This window comes from Streptomyces sp. NPDC087859, from assembly GCF_044742595.1.
Lineage (GTDB): Bacteria > Actinomycetota > Actinomycetes > Streptomycetales > Streptomycetaceae > Streptomyces > Streptomyces canus_F.
Genome location: NZ_JBIUUU010000002.1, coordinates 592,588 through 608,192, shown reverse-complemented (window position 1 = coordinate 608,192; position 15,605 = coordinate 592,588). Strand labels below are relative to the sequence as shown.

Here is a 15,605-nt window from a genome sequence, read left to right as displayed (position 1 = left end):
CACCTCACATCTCAAAGCGCGCAGCTGTCGCTGTCCACCTGCTGGTTCGCGGTGCGCCCCTTGGCGATGTCCTCCTGGATCTCGTCCGCGGTCAGCGCGTATCCGGTCTCGGCGTTGTCCAGGGACTTGGCGAAGACCACGCCGTACACCTCGCCTTCGGCGGTCAGCAGCGGGCCGCCGGAGTTGCCCTGGCGGACGGTCGCGTAGAGGGAGTACACGTCGCGGTGCACGGTGCCGCGGTGGTAGATGTCCGGTCCGTTGGCCGGGATGCGTCCGCGCACGCGCGCGGCCCGGACGTCGTACCCGCCGTTCTCCGGGAAGCCCGCGATGATCGCGTCGTCGCCGCTCTTGGCGTCCGTGGACGTGAACTCCAGGGCGGGCGCCTTGAGATCCGGTACGTCGAGTACGGCGATGTCGCGCTCCCAGTCGTAGAGGACGACCGTCGCGTCGTACTTCCTGCCCTCGCCGCCGATCTGGACGGTGGGTTCGTCGACGCCGCCCACGACATGCGCGTTGGTCATGACGCGGCGCTCGCCGAAGACGAAGCCGGTGCCTTCGAGGACCTTGCCGCAACTCTGGGCGGTGCCCATGACCTTGACGATGGACTTCTTGGCGCGGGTGGCGACCGGGCTGCCCGCGAGCGCCGGGTCGGGCGGCTGGACCTCGTTGATCGGCTCGTTGGAGAACGGGCTGAAGACCTGCGGGAAGCCGTTCTGCGCGAGGACCGAGGAGAAGTCCGCGAACCAGGTGTTGGCCTGCTCGGGCAGGGCCCGTGCGACGCCGAGGAGGACCTTGGAGTTACGGACCTCCTTGCCCAGGGTCGGCAGGGTGGTGCCGGCGAGGGCGGAGCCGATCAGCCACGCCACGAGGAGCATCGCGACGACGTTGACGAGGGCGCCGCCGGTGGCGTCCAGGGCGCGGGCCGGGGACCAGGTGATGTACCGGCGCAGCTTGTTGCCGAGGTGGGTGGTCAGGGCCTGGCCGACGGAGGCGCAGACGATGACGACGACGACCGCGACGACGGCGGCGGTCGTGCTGACCTCCGAGTTGTCGGTGAGGGCGTCCCAGACAACGGGCAGCACATAGACGGCGACAAGACCGCCGCCCATGAAGCCGATCACCGACAGGATGCCGACGACGAAGCCCTGGCGGTAGCCGACGATCGCGAACCACACGGCGGCGACCAGCAACAGGATGTCCAGCACGTTCACCGGTTCAGGCCTCGCCTCATCACACGACACAACACGGCAGACACCCTGTCATGACCGCCAGTCGAGCGGGACCTGCTTCTCCCGGTCCCAGGGGCGCTCCCATCCCGAGTAGTGCAGCAGGCGGTCGATGATTCCGGCCGTGAAGCCCCAGACCAGGGCCGATTCGACCAGGAATGCCGGGCCTCGGTGGCCGCTGGGGTGGACGGTGGTGGCCCGGTTGTCGGGATGGGTGAGATCCGCCACGGGAACGGTGAAGACTCTCGCCGTCTCGTTCGGATCCACGACTCCGACCGGGGTCGGCTCGCGCCACCAGCCCAGCACCGAGGTCACGACGAAGCCGCTGACCGGGATGTAGAGCTTGGGCAGCACGCCGAAGAGCTGCACGCCCGCCGGGTCGAGCCCGGTCTCCTCCTCGGCCTCGCGCAGGGCGGCCCTGAGCGGCCCGTCGCCCTTCGGGTCGCCGTCCTCGGGGTCGAGGGCACCGCCGGGGAAGGAGGGCTGCCCGGCATGGGACCGCAGCGAGCTGGCCCGCTCCATGAGCAGCAGCTCGGGCCCGCGCTCCCCCTCGCCGAACAGGATCAGCACGGCCGACTGCCGCCCCGCCCCGTCCGCCGGCGGCAGGAACCGGCTCAGCTGCACCGGCTCGACCGTCTCCACCGCCCGCACCACCGGGTCCAGCCACTGCGGCAGACCCTCCTTGCTGAGCGCCACGCCCTGTGCATTGCTCGCGCGCGTCATCGCCACCCCCGTCCTTGCGAGTCCAACGCCCGGCCGCCCCGAGATCGTTCCTCAAGCCGCGCCGGCCCGCCCGTGCCCCCGGTGCCGCCCCTCATCCGGCCCCCAGCGGCGGCGCCGCCTTCCCGCCCGCGTCCAGGTAGGCCTGCGGAGGGTTGAGCCGCTGCCCGGGGAAGCCGCCCTTCTCGTACTTGAGGAGCTTCTTCGCCTTCTCCGGGTCCGTCTCGCCCTCGCCGAACGCCGGGCAGAGCGGGGCGATGGGGCAGGCGCCGCAGGCGGGCTTGCGGGCGTGGCAGATGCGGCGGCCGTGCCAGATGACGTGGTGCGAGAGGTCCGTCCAGTCCTTCTTCGGGAACAGCGCGCCGATCGCGGCCTCGATCTTGTCGGGGTCGGTCTCGGCGGTCCACTGCCAGCGCCGCACCAGCCGCTGGAAGTGCGTGTCCACGGTGATGCCGGGCCGCCCGAAGGCGTTGCCGAGGACGACGAACGCCGTCTTGCGGCCTACGCCGGGCAGCTTGACGAGGTCCTCCAGGCGACCCGGGACCTCGCCGCCGAACTGCTCCACCAGCGCCTTGGACAGCCCTATGACCGACTTGGTCTTGGCCCGGAAGAAGCCGGTCGGACGGAGGATCTCCTCGACCTCCTCGGGATTGGCGGCGGCCAGGTCCTCGGGGGTCGGGTACTTGGCGAAGAGCGCGGGGGTCGTCTGATTGACCCTCAGGTCGGTCGTCTGGGCGGACAGCACCGTGGCGACCACGAGTTGGAAGGGGTTCTCGAAGTCCAGCTCCGGGTGGGCGTACGGAAACACCTCGGCCAGTTCGCGGTTGATCCGGCGGGCCCGGCGCACCAGCGCGGCGGGCGACTCGGCCTTCGCCGGCTTGGCGGCGACGGTCTTGGCCGGAGCCTTTCCCGCCACGGCCTTCTTCACGGGGACCTTCTTCTCGGCCGCCTGCTTCACCACCGCCGGAGCCTTCTTCACCGCAGCCTTCTTTGTCACTTTTGCCGTTTTCTTTCCGCCACCGGGGTTCTGTTCGCCCACAGCGGAATCTCGACGTACAGCCACCCGCCCAGCCCCCTTGGCCTGTGCTCTCACCGGCGATTTGGACACCCGGCCAGCCTAGAGCCCGGCACCGACAATCGCCCCGGACCCGGAAGATCGGCGCCCGATTGGACCCCTGCCGCTTACCCCGGGACACCTGTGCGGCATCCTTGTGACAGATCACACTGTTTGGACCGTCCGGCAAAATGGGGAACACGGTCCCCTGGTACCAAGGGGGAGCAAGATCCCCTGAGCAGGTCGACAAGGAGAGAACTCGTGGACGACGTTCTGCGGCGCAACCCGCTCTTCGCGGCGCTCGATGACGAGCAGTCCGCGGAGCTCCGCGCCTCCATGAGTGAGGTGACCCTCGCGCGCGGCGACTCCCTGTTCCATGAGGGCGACCCGGGCGACCGGCTCTACGTCGTCACCGAGGGCAAGGTCAAACTCCACCGCACCTCCCCCGACGGCCGCGAGAACATGCTCGCCGTCGTCGGCCCCGGCGAGCTGATCGGCGAGCTGTCGCTCTTCGACCCGGGCCCGCGCACGGCGACCGCCACCGCGCTGACCGAGGTCAAGCTGCTCGGCCTCGGCCACGGCGACCTCCAGCCCTGGCTGAACGTCCGCCCCGAGGTCGCCACCGCGCTGCTGCGCGCCGTCGCCCGCCGACTGCGCAAGACCAACGACCAGATGTCCGACCTCGTCTTCTCGGACGTCCCCGGCCGCGTCGCCCGCGCGCTCCTCGACCTCTCGCGCCGCTTCGGCGTGCAGTCCGAGGAGGGCATCCACGTCGTCCACGACCTCACGCAGGAAGAGCTCGCCCAGCTGGTCGGCGCCTCCCGCGAGACGGTCAACAAGGCCCTCGCCGACTTCGCCCAGCGCGGCTGGCTCCGCCTGGAGGCCCGCGCGGTGATCCTGCTGGACGTGGAGCGACTCGCGAAGCGCTCCCGCTGACGCTCGGTCCCGGCCGTACGACTTCGAAGGGCCCGTCTCACTGAGAGGCGGGCCCTCGCCCGTGTGGCCGTGAGGTCTGGAGGCTGCGCCCCCAGACTCCTCTTCGGCCTGAACGGCCTCGTCCTCGATCGCCGGACGGGCTGAGATTTCCCGGACCGGCGCAAAGAGACCGACGCCCGTTCGGCCGCGCCGTAAATCCGCCGCTCCTGCCCCCTTGTGGCGGCACAGTGAGCCCATGGCCGAAACCGTTCTGCGCAAGGGTCTCGACGTCCAGGGCTACCTCGAGCGCGAAGGATCCCTCGCGCGCGTGCCGCACGCCTTCCGGCCGGTCGTCGCCGTGGCGCGGGACCGGCTGCTGGACCTGTTCGGAGCGCGACTGCACAGCGCGTACCTCTACGGGTCGATCCCGCGCGGCACCGCGCGTGTGGGCCGCAGCGACCTCGACCTGCTCGTCGCCCTCCACGAGGAACCGACGGACGCGGACCGCGAGGCGGCCCGGGCGCTCGACACGGAGCTGGACAAGGACTTCCCGGAGATCGACGGGGCCGGGACGCTGCTCCACAGCCGGGCGCGGCTGCTGAGCGAGGCGGAGACGTACGACCTGGGGTGGTTCGTGGCCTGTCTGTGCACCCCGCTGCTCGGCGACGACCTCGCCGAGTACCTGCCGCGCTACCGCCCCGACGCACGGCTCGCCCGCGAGACCAACGGCGACCTCGCCCTGCTGCTGCCGCGCTGGCGCGAGCGGATCTCCCGCGCGGGCGACTCCGAGGAGGCCCTGCGCCCCCTCGTGCGCTTCATGTCCCGCCACCTCGTCCGCACCGGCTTCACCCTCGTGATGCCCCGCTGGAACGGCTGGACGAGCGATCTGACGGAGATGGCGGAGGCGTTCGGCGCGTACTACCCGGAGCGGGCCGCGCGGATGCGGGCGGCAGCGGTGCGGGGGTACGCGCCGCGCGGCGACCGGGACGTGCTCATGTCGTACGTCGACGATCTCGGGCCGTGGCTGGCGGAGGAGTACACGCGCGTGCACGGGGTGAAGGCGCCGCGTCCGGACTAGGCGTACGCGCGCGTGCCGCGCAGGCGCCCCACCCGGCTAGATCAGCCCGTGCTCCTCCAGATAGTCCAGCTGCGCCCGCACCGACAGTTCCGCCGCCGGCCACAGGGACCGGTCCACGTCCGCGTACACGTGCGCGACGACCTGGCCCGGCGTCGTGTACCCGTCCTCCACGGCCGTCTCCACCTGGGCGAGCCGGTGGGCGCGGTGGGCGAGATAGAACTCCACCACCCCCTGTGCGTCCTCCAGGACGGGTCCGTGGCCCGGGAGGACGGTGTGGACGCCGTCGTCGACCGTGAGGGACCTCAGACGCCTCAGGGAGTCCAGATAGTCGCCCAGGCGGCCGTCAGGGTGCGCCACGAGCGTCGTACCGCGTCCCAGGACCGTGTCCCCCGTCAGAACCGCCTGATCGGCCGGGAGATGGAAGCACAGGGAGTCCGAGGTGTGCCCCGGCGTCGGTACGACCCTCAGCTCCAGGCCGCCGACCCCGACCACGTCCCCGGCGCCCAGACCCTCGTCGCCCAGCCGCAGCGCCGGGTCCAGCGCGCGCACCTTCGTGCCCGTCAGCCCGGCGAACCGCACGGCGCCCTCGGCATGGTCCGGGTGACCGTGCGTCAGCAGGGTCAGGGCGATGCGCTTGCCGGCCTTCTCTGCGGTGTCCACGACGTTGCGCAGATGCCCCTCGTGCAGCGGCCCGGGGTCGACCACGACGGCCAGTTCGGAATCGGGCTCGGCGAGGATCCAGGTGTTCGTGCCGTCCAGGGTCATCGCGGACGCGTTGGGCGCCAGGACGTTGACGGCCCTCGGGGTGGCGGGGCCCGAGAGCACCCCGCCCCTCGGCTGGCCGGGAAGGGCTGCGGCGTCCGTCATGCGGGGGCTCCACCGGTCGGGATGTGCTTGGTGAACTCGTCGTGCCCCGGCCAGGACAGGACGATCTCGTCACCGTCCAGACGCGCCCGGGCCAGGACGGGGGTCAGATCACGGGCGGGGGCCGCCTCGAGGGCCTCGCCCGCGGTGTCGTACGGCGTCAGCTGGCGCAGGGTCGCGATCGTGGGCGGCATCATCAGCAGTTCGCCCTTGTCGTACGACGCCGCCGCCTCGGCCGGTCCGATCCACACCGTTCGGTCCGCCTCCGTGGAGGCGTTGCGGGTGCGCTGGCCCTCGGGGAGGGCGGCGACGAAGAACCAGGTGTCGTAGCGGCGGGGTTCGAACTCCGGGGTGATCCAGCGGGTCCAGGCGCCCAGCAGGTCCGAGCGCAGCACCAGGCCGCGACGCTCCAGGAACTCGGCGAAACTCACGTCCCGCGCGACCAGGGCCTCGCGGTCCGCCTCCCACTCCTCGCCCGTGGTGTCACCGACCACCGAGTCCGGGGCCGGCCCGGCGAGCAGGACGCCCGCCTCCTCGTACGTCTCGCGTACGGCCGCGCAGACGATGGCCTGGGCCTCCGCCTCGTCGACGCCGAGCCGCTCGGCCCACCACGCGCGCGTGGGGCCCGCCCAGCGGATCTGGTGGTCGTCGTCGCGGGGGTCCACACCGCCGCCCGGATACGCGTACGCGCCTCCGGCGAAGGCCATGGAGGCGCGTCTGCGCAGCATGTGCACGACGGGACCCGCGGTGGTGTCCTTGAGGAGCATGACCGTGGCCGCGCGCTTGGGGACGACCGGGGTGAGCGTGCCGTCGGCGAGCGCACGGATACGTTCCGGCCAGTCCTGCGGAAACCACTGCCCATTCGCCATGGGCGGAGGCTATCCCGTGGTGCGCGAATGTTCGAGAGGTGCCCGGAGGTGCGGCTATGCCTCGGTGAGCTCCACCTGGACCTCGACCTCCACCGGTGCGTCCAGCGGCAGCACCGCCACCCCGACCGCACTGCGCGCGTGGACGCCCTTGTCGCCGAGGACCGCGCCCAGCAGCTCGCTCGCGCCGTTGATGACACCCGGCTGGCCGGTGAAGTCCGACGCCGACGCCACGAACCCGACGACCTTCACCACACGCTTGACGCGGTCGAGATCACCGGCGACCGACTTGACGGCCGCCAGCGCGTTCAGCGCGCAGGTGCGGGCCAGGTCCTTGGCCTCCTCCGGGGTGACCTCCGCGCCCACCTTGCCGGTGACCGGGAGCTTGCCCTCGATCATCGGCAGCTGGCCCGAGGTGTACACGTACACGCCCGACTGCACGGCCGGCTGGTACGCGGCCAGCGGCGGGACGACCTCCGGCAGCGTCAGCCCGAGCTCGGCGAGCTTCGCCTCGACCGCGCTCACGCCTTCTCCCGCTTCAGGTAGGCCACCAGCTGCTCGGGGTTGTTCGGCCCGGGCACGACCTGGACGAGCTCCCAGCCGTCCTCGCCCCAGGTGTCCAGAATCTGCTTCGTGGCATGGACGAGCAGCGGCACGGTTGCGTATTCCCACTTGGTCATGTGGCCGACTTTAGCCGCTGACCACACACAGGCTCCGCCCGCGTTATGCACAGCCTGCCGGTTGGTACCCGCGTCGAATGGTTACGCTCGAAGACGTGAGCAGGCTCCAGGTCGTCAGTGGCAAGGGCGGCACCGGTAAGACGACGGTGGCCGCGGCCCTCGCGCTGGCCCTGGCCACCGAGGGGAAGCGCACGCTTCTCGTCGAGGTCGAGGGCCGCCAGGGCATCGCACAGCTCTTCGAGACGGAGGCATTGCCCTACGAGGAGAGAAAAATCGCGGTCGCACCGGGCGGCGGGGAGGTGTACGCCCTCGCCATAGATCCCGAACTGGCCCTTCTGGACTACCTCCAGATGTTCTACAAGCTCGGTGGAGCCGGACGCGCCCTGAAGAAGCTCGGCGCCATCGACTTCGCCACCACGGTCGCGCCCGGTCTCAGGGACGTCCTGCTGACCGGCAAGGCGTGCGAGGCGGTGCGCCGCAAGGAGAAGTCCGGGCGGTTCGCCTACGACTACGTCGTGATGGACGCACCCCCCACCGGACGCATCACCCGCTTCCTCAACGTCAACGACGAGGTGGCGGGACTCGCGAAGATAGGGCCGATACACAACCAGGCGCAGGCGGTGATGCGGGTGCTGAAGTCGTCGGAGACGGCCGTGCACCTGGTGACGCTGCTGGAGGAGATGCCCGTCCAGGAGACCGCGGACGGGATCGCCGAACTGCGGGCGGCGAAGCTGCCGGTGGGGCGGATCATCGTGAACATGGTGCGCCCGGAGGTGTTGGACGCGGACGAGGTGGAACTCGTCCGGGGCACCACTCGTTCCTCCTTCGCACAGTCGCTGTCCGCCGCCGGGCTCGGCGGGGCGCGGCGCGGCGGGCATGCCGAGCGGCTGGTGGACCCGCTCCTGGCCCAGGCCGAGGAGTACGCCGAGCGGTACGCGCTGGAGCACGAACAGCGCGCGGTGCTCGCCGAACTGGGCCTGCCGCTGCACGAACTGCCGCTGCTCGCCGAGGGCATGGACCTGGCGGGTCTGTACGAGCTGGCCACGGAACTGCGGAAGCAGGGGATGTCATGAGTCCGGTCGTCGAGGGGCAGGCCCGGAAGCACCGCCTCTCCCCCGCGCGCATGCTCGACCTGGACCCGCTGGTCGACGATCCGGCGACGCGCATCGTGGTGTGCTGCGGCTCGGGCGGCGTCGGCAAGACCACGACCGCGGCGGCGCTGGGCCTCCGGGCCGCCGAGCGCGGCCGCAAGGTCGTCGTCCTGACCATCGACCCGGCCCGCCGGCTCGCCCAGTCCATGGGCATCGACTCCCTCGACAACACCCCACGCCGTGTGAAGGGCGTCGAGGGCGACGGCGAGCTGCACGCGATGATGCTCGACATGAAGCGCACCTTCGACGAGATCGTCGAGGCGCACGCGGACCCCGAGCGGGCGTCCGCGATTCTCGCCAACCCCTTCTACCAGTCGCTCTCGGCGGGCTTCGCGGGCACGCAGGAGTACATGGCGATGGAGAAGCTGGGCCAGCTGCGGGCCCGCGACGAGTGGGACCTCATCGTCGTGGACACCCCGCCGTCCCGGTCCGCGCTGGACTTCCTGGACGCGCCCAAGCGGCTCGGGTCCTTCCTCGACGGCAAGCTGATCCGCGTCCTGCTGGCCCCCGCGAAGGTCGGCGGCCGGGCGGGCATGAAGTTCCTGAACGTCGGGATGTCGATGATGACCGGCGTGCTGGGCAAGCTGCTCGGTGGACAACTGCTCAAGGACGTCCAGACGTTCGTGTCCGCCATGGACTCGATGTTCGGCGGGTTCCGCACGCGCGCGGACGCGACGTACAAACTGCTCCAGGCGCCCGGCACGGCGTTCCTGGTGGTCGCGGCGCCGGAGCGGGACGCGCTGCGGGAGGCCGCGTACTTCGTGGAGCGGCTGGCCGCGGAGGACATGCCGCTCGCGGGGCTGGTGCTCAACCGGGTCCACGGCAGCGGCGCCGCCCGGCTGTCGGCCGAGCGGGCACTCGCCGCCGCGGAAAATCTTGAGGAGTCCCGCATTGTCGATCAGGAGGACGGGAAAGCTGGAGTTCGTAACTCTCCCGACACAGACGGCAGTTCAGAGTCCCCCGCATCCGATCCGGTGTCCGCCGAAGGCTCCCCTGCCGCGGACCGGACCGTCGAACAACTCACCGCAGGCCTGTTGAGGCTGCATGCCGAGCGTATGCGGCTGCTCTCCCGCGAGCAGCGCACGCGTGACCGCTTCACCGCGCTCCACCCCGAAGTGGCGGTGGCAGAGGTGGCCGCGCTGCCCGGCGACGTACACGACCTCGCGGGGCTGCGAGACATCGGAACACGGCTCGCGGCCGGCCGGCCGGAGCTGCCCGAGACCGCGGACGGCTGAGCCGGAGCGGACGGACCCCCAGGGGGCTCGCCCTCAGCCCACCGCCGCGTAGTTCTCGTACACCTCATCGTCGTCGAGGGGCAGAATGCCGACCCCTCGCTCGTACTCCGTACGCGCGGTCTCCAAGAGCCGGCGCCAGGAGGTCACAGTGGGCCGCCTGCGCAGCAGCGCACGGCGTTCCCGCTCCGTCATGCCTCCCCACACGCCGAACTCGACGCGGTTGTCGAGCGCGTCGGCCAGGCACTCCGTGCGCACCGGGCATCCGGTGCACACCGCCTTGGCCCTGTTCTGCGCTGCTCCTTGAACGAACAGCTCATCTGGATCGGTAGTGCGGCAGGCCGCCTGCGCACTCCAGTCGGTTACCCAGCCCATACCGGCGCCGTCCTCTCCCGAATCGAGGCTCCCCCACGGCGGCAGCGGCATATTCACCGCCGCCAGTTGAGGACGTTACGGAAGGTGGGCACAGCGCAACACCCCCTTCGGGCCCAATCTTGAATGGCCCGAACGGACTATGCGTAAGCGGCAGATCACCCGGGGGAGTGAGCTGGCGACATGCGTGATCATCCCGACAAAGCGGGACAGTTCAGTTGAGTCACAACGGGCACCAGGTGACACACAAGGCGGATTCGGACACGTCCCCATCAAAAACTTGGGGAACATCCGGAACGATTCGGGGTCGCCGGACGTATTGATACGTGGCCGCACTGCTGTGACAGTTGAGAGCAGCTTAGGCCAAGGCCTGCGCGCGTGTCCGGCGAATGAGAAGGTAGGCGCTCTCTTTGCCATGCGCGCGAAAAGGCCGCCGAACATCCCGAGGAGCAAGCGCTCCCTCCGAACGCTCATGAGTACGGATTAGGCTGCCCCCATGTCGAAGAAGCGCTCCGGTGGTGGCCTGTCCCCCGCCCAGCAGGCCGCCAAGTTCCTCGGTGTCAGCGTGCTCTCGGGTGCGGTGCTGGCGGGCATCGCGCTGCCCGCCTTCGGTGCACTGGGGCTCGCGGCCAAGGGGTCGGTCGACAGTTTCGACGAGCTCCCGGCCAATCTGAAGACGCCGCCGCTGAGCCAGCGGACCACGATCCTCGACGCCAAGGGCGGCCAGATCGCCACGGTGTACTCGCGCGACCGCACGGTCGTCGAGCTCAAGGACGTCTCGCCGTACATGCAGAAGGCGATCGTCGCGATCGAGGACTCGCGCTTCTACCAGCACGGCGCGGTGGACCTGAAGGGCGTGCTGCGCGCGCTCAACAAGAACGTGCAGAGCAGCGGGGTGGCCGAGGGCGCGTCCACGCTCACCCAGCAGTACGTGAAGAACGTCTTCGTGGAGGAGGCCGGCGACGACCCGACGAAGGTCGCCCAGGCCACCCAGCAGACCCTCGGCCGCAAGATCCGCGAACTGAAGTACGCGATCCAGGTCGAGGAGGAGCTGGGCAAGAAGAAGATCCTCGAGAACTACCTGAACATCACGTTCTTCGGCCAGCAGGCCTACGGAGTCGAGGCCGCCGCTCAGCGCTACTTCTCCAAGTCCGCCAAGGACCTCACCCTCGCCCAGTCGGCGCTGCTCGCGGGCATCGTCCAGTCGCCCAGCCGGTACGACCCGATCAACGACGAGGCCGAGGCGATCAAGCGGCGCAACATCGTGCTGCAGCGCATGGCCGAGGTCGGCGACATCTCCCGCGCGGAGGCCGCCAAGGCCCAGGAGGAGAAGCTCGGCCTCAAGGTCAGCCAGCCCAAGAACGGCTGCATCACCGCCGTGAAGGGCGCCAGCTTCTTCTGCAAGTACGTCGAGGCCGTCTTCAAGAGCGACCCGGTCTTCGGCAAGACCAAGGAGGACCGCGCCAAGGTCTGGAACCAGGGCGGTCTGACGATCAAGACCACCCTCGACCCGCAGGCGCAGGACTCGGTCCAGGCCTCGCTCAAGGACCACGTCTACAAGTCGGACAAGGTCGCGGCCGCGGCCACCCTCGTCGAGCCCGGCACCGGCAAGATCATCGGCATGGGCCAGTCGAAGCCGTACGGCTACGGCAAGAACGAGACCGAGATCAACTACTCGGTCGGCTACGGCATGGGCGGCTCCAACTACGGCTTCCCGACCGGTTCGACGTTCAAGCCGTTCGTCGCGGCGGCGGCGCTGGAGGAGGGCCGGCCGGCCAACCAGGAGTACTCGTCGCCGTACCAGATGGAGTACCCGAGCCCCGTCCAGACCTGTGACAGCAAGCCGTGGGTCAACCTGAACGGCGAGAAGCTGGAGAACGAGTCGGAGTCGGAGAAGGGCCCCTACCGCCTGCGCAAGGCGATGGAGCTGTCGGTCAACACCTACTTCGTGCAGATGATCTCCGACATCGGCCTGTGCCCCGTGGTCAACATGACCAACAAGCTCCAGGTCGTGCAGGGCAACGGCGACAAGCTCCCCGAGGTGCCCGCGATCGCGCTGGGTTCCAAGGGCATCTCCCCGCTGACGATGGCGACCGCGTACGCGGCCTTCGCCTCCCGCGGCATGTACTGCACGCCGGTCGCCATCGAGTCGATCACCCAGCGCGTCGCCCAGCAGCAGAAGTCGCTCGAGGTGCCCAAGTCGACCTGCTCGCGCGCCATGTCCGAGACGACCGCGGACACCGTCAACCAGCTCCTCAAGGGCGTGGTCGACTCCGGTACCGGCCAGACGGCGGGCCTCTCCGACCGTGACAACGCCGGCAAGACGGGTACGACGGACTCCCGCAAGAACGCCTGGTTCGTGGGCTACACGCCGAACCTGTCGGGCGCGGTCTGGGTCGGCAGCGCCTCCCAGAAGGTCGAGATGAAGAACATCACGATCGGCGGCGAGTACAACGACCTCGTCTACGGCGGCAAGGTCCCGGGCCCGATCTGGAAGGACGCCATGACCGGCGCCCTCGCGGGCAAGGACGCCCCGCAGTTCAACTACATCCAGCTTCCCCCCGACAACCCGGACCGCGGCAACGGGGACGGCGACGGGAACGGCAACGGAAACGGGAATGGCAACGGAAACGGCGACGGGGACAACGGCGACAACGACGGCGGCTCGGACAACGGCGGCACGGACGGCGGCGCCTTCCCGGACCCGACCTTCTCCATCCCGGAGGACCTGTTCCAGGGCAACAACGGGAACGGCGGCCGCAACGGCTAGCAGCTAGACGAAACGGCCCCTTCACCGTCGTAGAGAGATCTCTGTACGACGGTGAAGGGGCCGTTCGCCGTTCGGCGCGGTCGGTCAGCCGGCCAGCAGCTTCTTCACGGTGGCGGCGACTCGGCCGCCCTCCGCCAGGCCCGCGACCTTCGGGTTCACGATCTTCATGACGGCGCCCATGGCCCGCGGCCCCTCGGCGCCCGCCGCCTTCGCCTCCTCGACGGCCTGGGCGACGATGTCGGTCAGCTCCTCGTCGGACAGCTGCTTGGGCAGGTACGTGGCGAGGACCTCGCCCTCCGCCTTCTCCCGCTCGGCCGACTCGGCACGACCACCCTCGGCGAAGGCGTCCGCCGCCTCGCGGCGCTTCTTCGCCTCCTTGGTGATCACCTTGAGGACCTCGTCGTCGGAGAGCTCGCGCTTCTCCTTGCCCGCGACCTCCTCCTTGGTGATCGCGGCGAGCGTCATGCGCAGCGTCGAGGAGCGGAGCTCGTCGCGCTCCTTGATCGCGGCAGTGAGGTCTTCCTGCAGCTTCGACTTGAGCTTGGTGGTCATGTGACTGATTCTCGCAGGTGCGCGAGGCCGGACGCCCATCGATTTAAGGCGACCGGCTTCAAAGGACGGCGGGCGACAGGGTACTTGCCGGGTCTGACACGATGGGGCCATGCGCGCGCGATACGGAGTACCTCTGTCGATCGCGGCGGCTGGCGCCGCCGGTCTGGTGTACGCGGCGGGCTTCGAAGCCCGCTCCTTCCGCCTCCGACGGGTGACGGTCCCCGTTCTCCCTGCCGGCATGCGACCCCTGCGCATGCTCCAGGTCTCCGACATCCACATGGTCGGCGGTCAGCGCAAGAAGCAGCGCTGGCTGCGTTCGCTGGCGGGCCTGCGCCCCGACTTCGTGATCAACACGGGTGACAACCTCTCGGACCCCGAGGGCGTCCCTGAGGTCCTGGACGCGTTGGGTCCGCTGATGGAGTTCCCGGGGGCGTACGTCTTCGGCTCCAACGACTACTACGGCCCCAGGCCCCGCAACCCCGCCCGCTATCTGCTGGAGAAGGCGAGCGGCCGCCACGGCCTGAACGGCAACCCGCCCGCCGTAGGCGTGGTCCACAACCCGTGGGAGGACCTGCGGGACGCCTTCGACACCGCGGGCTGGCTCAACCTGACCAATACCCGCGGCACCCTGAAGGTCGAGGGCATGTCGATCGAGCTGACCGGCCTGGACGACCCGCACATCAAGCGTGACCGGTACGCGGAGGTGGCCGGCGGCCCGTCGTCCTCCGTGGACTTCTCGATGGGCGTGGTCCACGCGCCGTATCTGCGCGTCCTGGACGCGTACGCCGCCGACGACTACCCCCTGATCCTCGCCGGCCACACGCACGGCGGGCAGCTGTGCATCCCCTTCTACGGGGCGCTGGTCACCAACTGCGACCTGGACACGGAACGGGTGAAGGGTCTGTCGACGCACACGGCCGAGGGCCGGACGTCGTATCTGCATGTCTCGGCGGGGTGCGGGACGAACCGCTACACGCCGGTACGGTTCGCGTGCCCGCCGGAGGCGACGCTGCTGACGCTGGTGGCGCGGGGGTAGCTGCCGTGCGGGTGCCGGGCGGGGGCGCGGGTGCCGGGCGGGGGCCGTGGGTGCCGGGCGGGGGCCGTGGGTGCCGGGCCGTGGGGTAACCCGCACGGCCCGCCCGTATCGCCCCTTTTGTCGGGGGTGTTTAGCGTGACGGCATGACCACCCCGATACCCAGGGACATCCCGGACCTCCCCGCGATCCCGGGCGTGCCCGCGCTGCTGCCCTCCGCCGTCCCCGCCACGGCGGTGGTGGCCCCCGTACGCCGCCCCCTGGCCGCCGTGTACCGCCTGCTGGTCGCTCTCGCGGCCGCGGCGGCCGTGACGATCGACCTGCTCCTCGGCAGCCCGGCCCGTGTGCTGAGCTACTTCTCGATCCAGAGCGCGATCCTGCTGGCGCTGGTGTCCGTGCTGTCGGCGAAGCGCGCGTGGAGCGCCCGCCGCCCGCTGCCGGCCGCCCTGACGGGCGCGACGCTCCTGTACGTCCTGATCGCGGGCTCGGTGTACCACCTGCTTCTGGCCGACGCGACGACCCCGTTCTCGATGACGGGCGGGACGGCTCCCCCGACCGGCTGGCAGTCCCTGGCGAACCACGCCCTCCACACGGGGCTGCCGATCGCGGCGGTCGTGGACTGGCTGTTCCTGACCGCACCCGGCGGCTTCCGCCTCCGCCGGGCGGCGACCTGGCTCCTCTACCCCATGGCCTATCTGGCCTTCTCCTTCACCCGGGGCGAACTGCTCCTCCCCGGCACCCCGGCCCGCTACCTCTACGCCTTCCTCGACGTCGACCTCCACGGCTACAAGAGCGTCCTCGGCAACGCCCTCCTCCTCGGCCTCTCCTTCTACGCCCTCGCCGTCCTCCTCGTAGCCCTCGACCACGCCCGCCCGAACCCCCTCCGCCATCGCGCCCATCACCGCGCGAAAACCGGATTTCGTCTCCAGCCACCAGTGGGCTAAAGTAAACGTCGTCGCCGCGACAAGCAGGACAAGCAGCGACATCGGGGTGTAGCGCAGCTTGGCAGCGCGCTTCGTTCGGGACGAAGAGGTCGTGGGTTCAAATCCCGCCACCCCGACAGCCAAAACAGCAGGTGAGGCACCTACCGAT

General features: G+C 70.1%; 16 protein-coding genes and 1 tRNA gene. 8 read left to right on the top strand and 9 right to left on the bottom strand.

The features are described from left to right. Positions 1-11 precede the first annotated feature (11 nt). The 3 genes from ACIOHP_RS06730 to nth all read right to left on the bottom strand — a co-directional run bounded on the left by ACIOHP_RS06730 (position 12) and on the right by nth (position 2,985). On the bottom strand, positions 12-1,211 hold the full coding sequence (locus tag ACIOHP_RS06730; protein WP_361484420.1) for a MarP family serine protease: 1,200 nt from the start codon (positions 1,209-1,211) through the stop codon (positions 12-14). Between the two features lie 48 nt (positions 1,212-1,259). Beyond that, a complete protein-coding gene (locus tag ACIOHP_RS06725; RefSeq protein ID WP_361552943.1) occupies positions 1,260-1,949 on the bottom strand; it encodes a CoA pyrophosphatase in 690 nt (229 codons plus the stop codon). 91 nt (positions 1,950-2,040) lie between these two features. Continuing rightward, positions 2,041-2,985 (bottom strand): endonuclease III, encoded by a 945-nt coding sequence (nth, locus tag ACIOHP_RS06720; RefSeq protein WP_401883946.1) that lies wholly within the window; start codon positions 2,983-2,985, stop codon positions 2,041-2,043. 276 nt (positions 2,986-3,261) lie between these two features. Between nth and ACIOHP_RS06715 the strand changes: the two genes are divergently transcribed. Next, a complete protein-coding gene (locus ACIOHP_RS06715) occupies positions 3,262-3,936 on the top strand; it encodes a Crp/Fnr family transcriptional regulator (protein WP_266824125.1) in 675 nt (224 codons plus the stop codon). 235 nt (positions 3,937-4,171) lie between these two features. Next, positions 4,172-4,993 (top strand): nucleotidyltransferase domain-containing protein, encoded by an 822-nt coding sequence (locus ACIOHP_RS06710; protein ID WP_401883944.1) that lies wholly within the window; start codon positions 4,172-4,174, stop codon positions 4,991-4,993. A gap of 36 nt (positions 4,994-5,029) precedes the next feature. Here the strand turns inward: ACIOHP_RS06710 and ACIOHP_RS06705 are convergent, their stop codons facing one another. The 4 genes from ACIOHP_RS06705 to ACIOHP_RS06690 are packed head-to-tail and all read right to left on the bottom strand — an operon-like array spanning position 5,030 to position 7,403. Next, positions 5,030-5,860 (bottom strand): MBL fold metallo-hydrolase, encoded by an 831-nt coding sequence (locus tag ACIOHP_RS06705; protein ID WP_361552950.1) that lies wholly within the window; start codon positions 5,858-5,860, stop codon positions 5,030-5,032. Further along, a complete protein-coding gene (locus tag ACIOHP_RS06700; RefSeq protein ID WP_401883942.1) occupies positions 5,857-6,726 on the bottom strand; it encodes an NUDIX hydrolase in 870 nt (289 codons plus the stop codon). The genes ACIOHP_RS06705 and ACIOHP_RS06700 overlap by 4 nt, the downstream gene beginning before the upstream one ends. Positions 6,727-6,780: 54 nt before the next feature. Further along, positions 6,781-7,248 carry a RidA family protein gene (locus ACIOHP_RS06695; protein WP_046260287.1) on the bottom strand — a complete coding sequence of 156 codons (468 nt, stop codon included), beginning with the start codon at positions 7,246-7,248 and terminating at the stop codon, positions 6,781-6,783. Further along, the gene (locus ACIOHP_RS06690; RefSeq protein WP_003967454.1) at positions 7,245-7,403 is read right to left on the bottom strand and encodes a DUF4177 domain-containing protein; all 159 of its coding nucleotides are present in this window, start codon (positions 7,401-7,403) and stop codon (positions 7,245-7,247) included. Before ACIOHP_RS06690 ends, ACIOHP_RS06695 begins: the two co-directional genes overlap by 4 nt. 95 nt (positions 7,404-7,498) lie before the next feature. Here ACIOHP_RS06690 and ACIOHP_RS06685 point away from each other — a divergent pair, with 95 nt between their 5' ends. Together ACIOHP_RS06685 and ACIOHP_RS06680 are read left to right on the top strand one after the other, a co-directional pair. After that, complete coding sequence (locus ACIOHP_RS06685) at positions 7,499-8,476, top strand: ArsA-related P-loop ATPase (RefSeq protein ID WP_361552956.1); 978 nt, start codon at positions 7,499-7,501, stop codon at positions 8,474-8,476. Further along, complete coding sequence (locus ACIOHP_RS06680) at positions 8,473-9,789, top strand: ArsA family ATPase (protein ID WP_401883939.1); 1,317 nt, start codon at positions 8,473-8,475, stop codon at positions 9,787-9,789. Before ACIOHP_RS06685 ends, ACIOHP_RS06680 begins: the two co-directional genes overlap by 4 nt. Before the next feature lie 33 nt (positions 9,790-9,822). On the opposite strand, the gene wblA is transcribed toward ACIOHP_RS06680, so the two are convergent. After that, on the bottom strand, positions 9,823-10,161 hold the full coding sequence (wblA, locus tag ACIOHP_RS06675; protein WP_063757766.1) for a transcriptional regulator WblA: 339 nt from the start codon (positions 10,159-10,161) through the stop codon (positions 9,823-9,825). Between the two features lie 493 nt (positions 10,162-10,654). Between wblA and ACIOHP_RS06670 the strand changes: the two genes are divergently transcribed. Further along, complete coding sequence (locus tag ACIOHP_RS06670; RefSeq protein WP_401883937.1) at positions 10,655-12,928, top strand: transglycosylase domain-containing protein; 2,274 nt, start codon at positions 10,655-10,657, stop codon at positions 12,926-12,928. A gap of 84 nt (positions 12,929-13,012) precedes the next feature. Here the strand turns inward: ACIOHP_RS06670 and ACIOHP_RS06665 are convergent, their stop codons facing one another. After that, positions 13,013-13,480, bottom strand: coding sequence for a GatB/YqeY domain-containing protein (locus tag ACIOHP_RS06665; RefSeq protein WP_361552965.1), 468 nt, complete (start codon positions 13,478-13,480; stop codon positions 13,013-13,015). A 109-nt stretch (positions 13,481-13,589) separates the two neighbouring features. Here ACIOHP_RS06665 and ACIOHP_RS06660 point away from each other — a divergent pair, with 109 nt between their 5' ends. The 3 genes from ACIOHP_RS06660 to ACIOHP_RS06650 all read left to right on the top strand — a co-directional run bounded on the left by ACIOHP_RS06660 (position 13,590) and on the right by ACIOHP_RS06650 (position 15,573). Next, entirely contained in the window at positions 13,590-14,516 is a 927-nt protein-coding gene (locus ACIOHP_RS06660) for a metallophosphoesterase (protein ID WP_401883935.1), read from the top strand. A 143-nt stretch (positions 14,517-14,659) separates the two neighbouring features. Further along, a complete protein-coding gene (locus ACIOHP_RS06655) occupies positions 14,660-15,457 on the top strand; it encodes a Pr6Pr family membrane protein (protein WP_401883933.1) in 798 nt (265 codons plus the stop codon). Positions 15,458-15,499: 42 nt separating this feature from the next. Then, positions 15,500-15,573, top strand: a tRNA-Pro gene (locus ACIOHP_RS06650). The last annotated feature ends 32 nt before the right edge of the window (positions 15,574-15,605 follow it).

What these genes read in the sequence shown, in the direction of transcription:
- ACIOHP_RS06670 (WP_401883937.1), top strand. Translation starts at nt 10,655, where the DNA reads ATGTCGAAGAAGCGCTCCGGTGGTGGCCTGTCCCCCGCCCAGCAGGCC.
- ACIOHP_RS06660 (WP_401883935.1), top strand. Translation starts at nt 13,590, where the DNA reads ATGCGCGCGCGATACGGAGTACCTCTGTCGATCGCGGCGGCTGGCGCC.
- ACIOHP_RS06710 (WP_401883944.1), top strand. Translation starts at nt 4,172, where the DNA reads ATGGCCGAAACCGTTCTGCGCAAGGGTCTCGACGTCCAGGGCTACCTC.
- ACIOHP_RS06705 (WP_361552950.1), bottom strand. Translation starts at nt 5,860, where the DNA reads ATGACGGACGCCGCAGCCCTTCCCGGCCAGCCGAGGGGCGGGGTGCTC.
- ACIOHP_RS06700 (WP_401883942.1), bottom strand. Translation starts at nt 6,726, where the DNA reads ATGGCGAATGGGCAGTGGTTTCCGCAGGACTGGCCGGAACGTATCCGT.
- ACIOHP_RS06680 (WP_401883939.1), top strand. Translation starts at nt 8,473, where the DNA reads ATGAGTCCGGTCGTCGAGGGGCAGGCCCGGAAGCACCGCCTCTCCCCC.
- ACIOHP_RS06690 (WP_003967454.1), bottom strand. Translation starts at nt 7,403, where the DNA reads ATGACCAAGTGGGAATACGCAACCGTGCCGCTGCTCGTCCATGCCACG.
- ACIOHP_RS06725 (WP_361552943.1), bottom strand. Translation starts at nt 1,949, where the DNA reads ATGACGCGCGCGAGCAATGCACAGGGCGTGGCGCTCAGCAAGGAGGGT.
- wblA (WP_063757766.1), bottom strand. Translation starts at nt 10,161, where the DNA reads ATGGGCTGGGTAACCGACTGGAGTGCGCAGGCGGCCTGCCGCACTACC.
- ACIOHP_RS06665 (WP_361552965.1), bottom strand. Translation starts at nt 13,480, where the DNA reads ATGACCACCAAGCTCAAGTCGAAGCTGCAGGAAGACCTCACTGCCGCG.
- ACIOHP_RS06655 (WP_401883933.1), top strand. Translation starts at nt 14,660, where the DNA reads ATGACCACCCCGATACCCAGGGACATCCCGGACCTCCCCGCGATCCCG.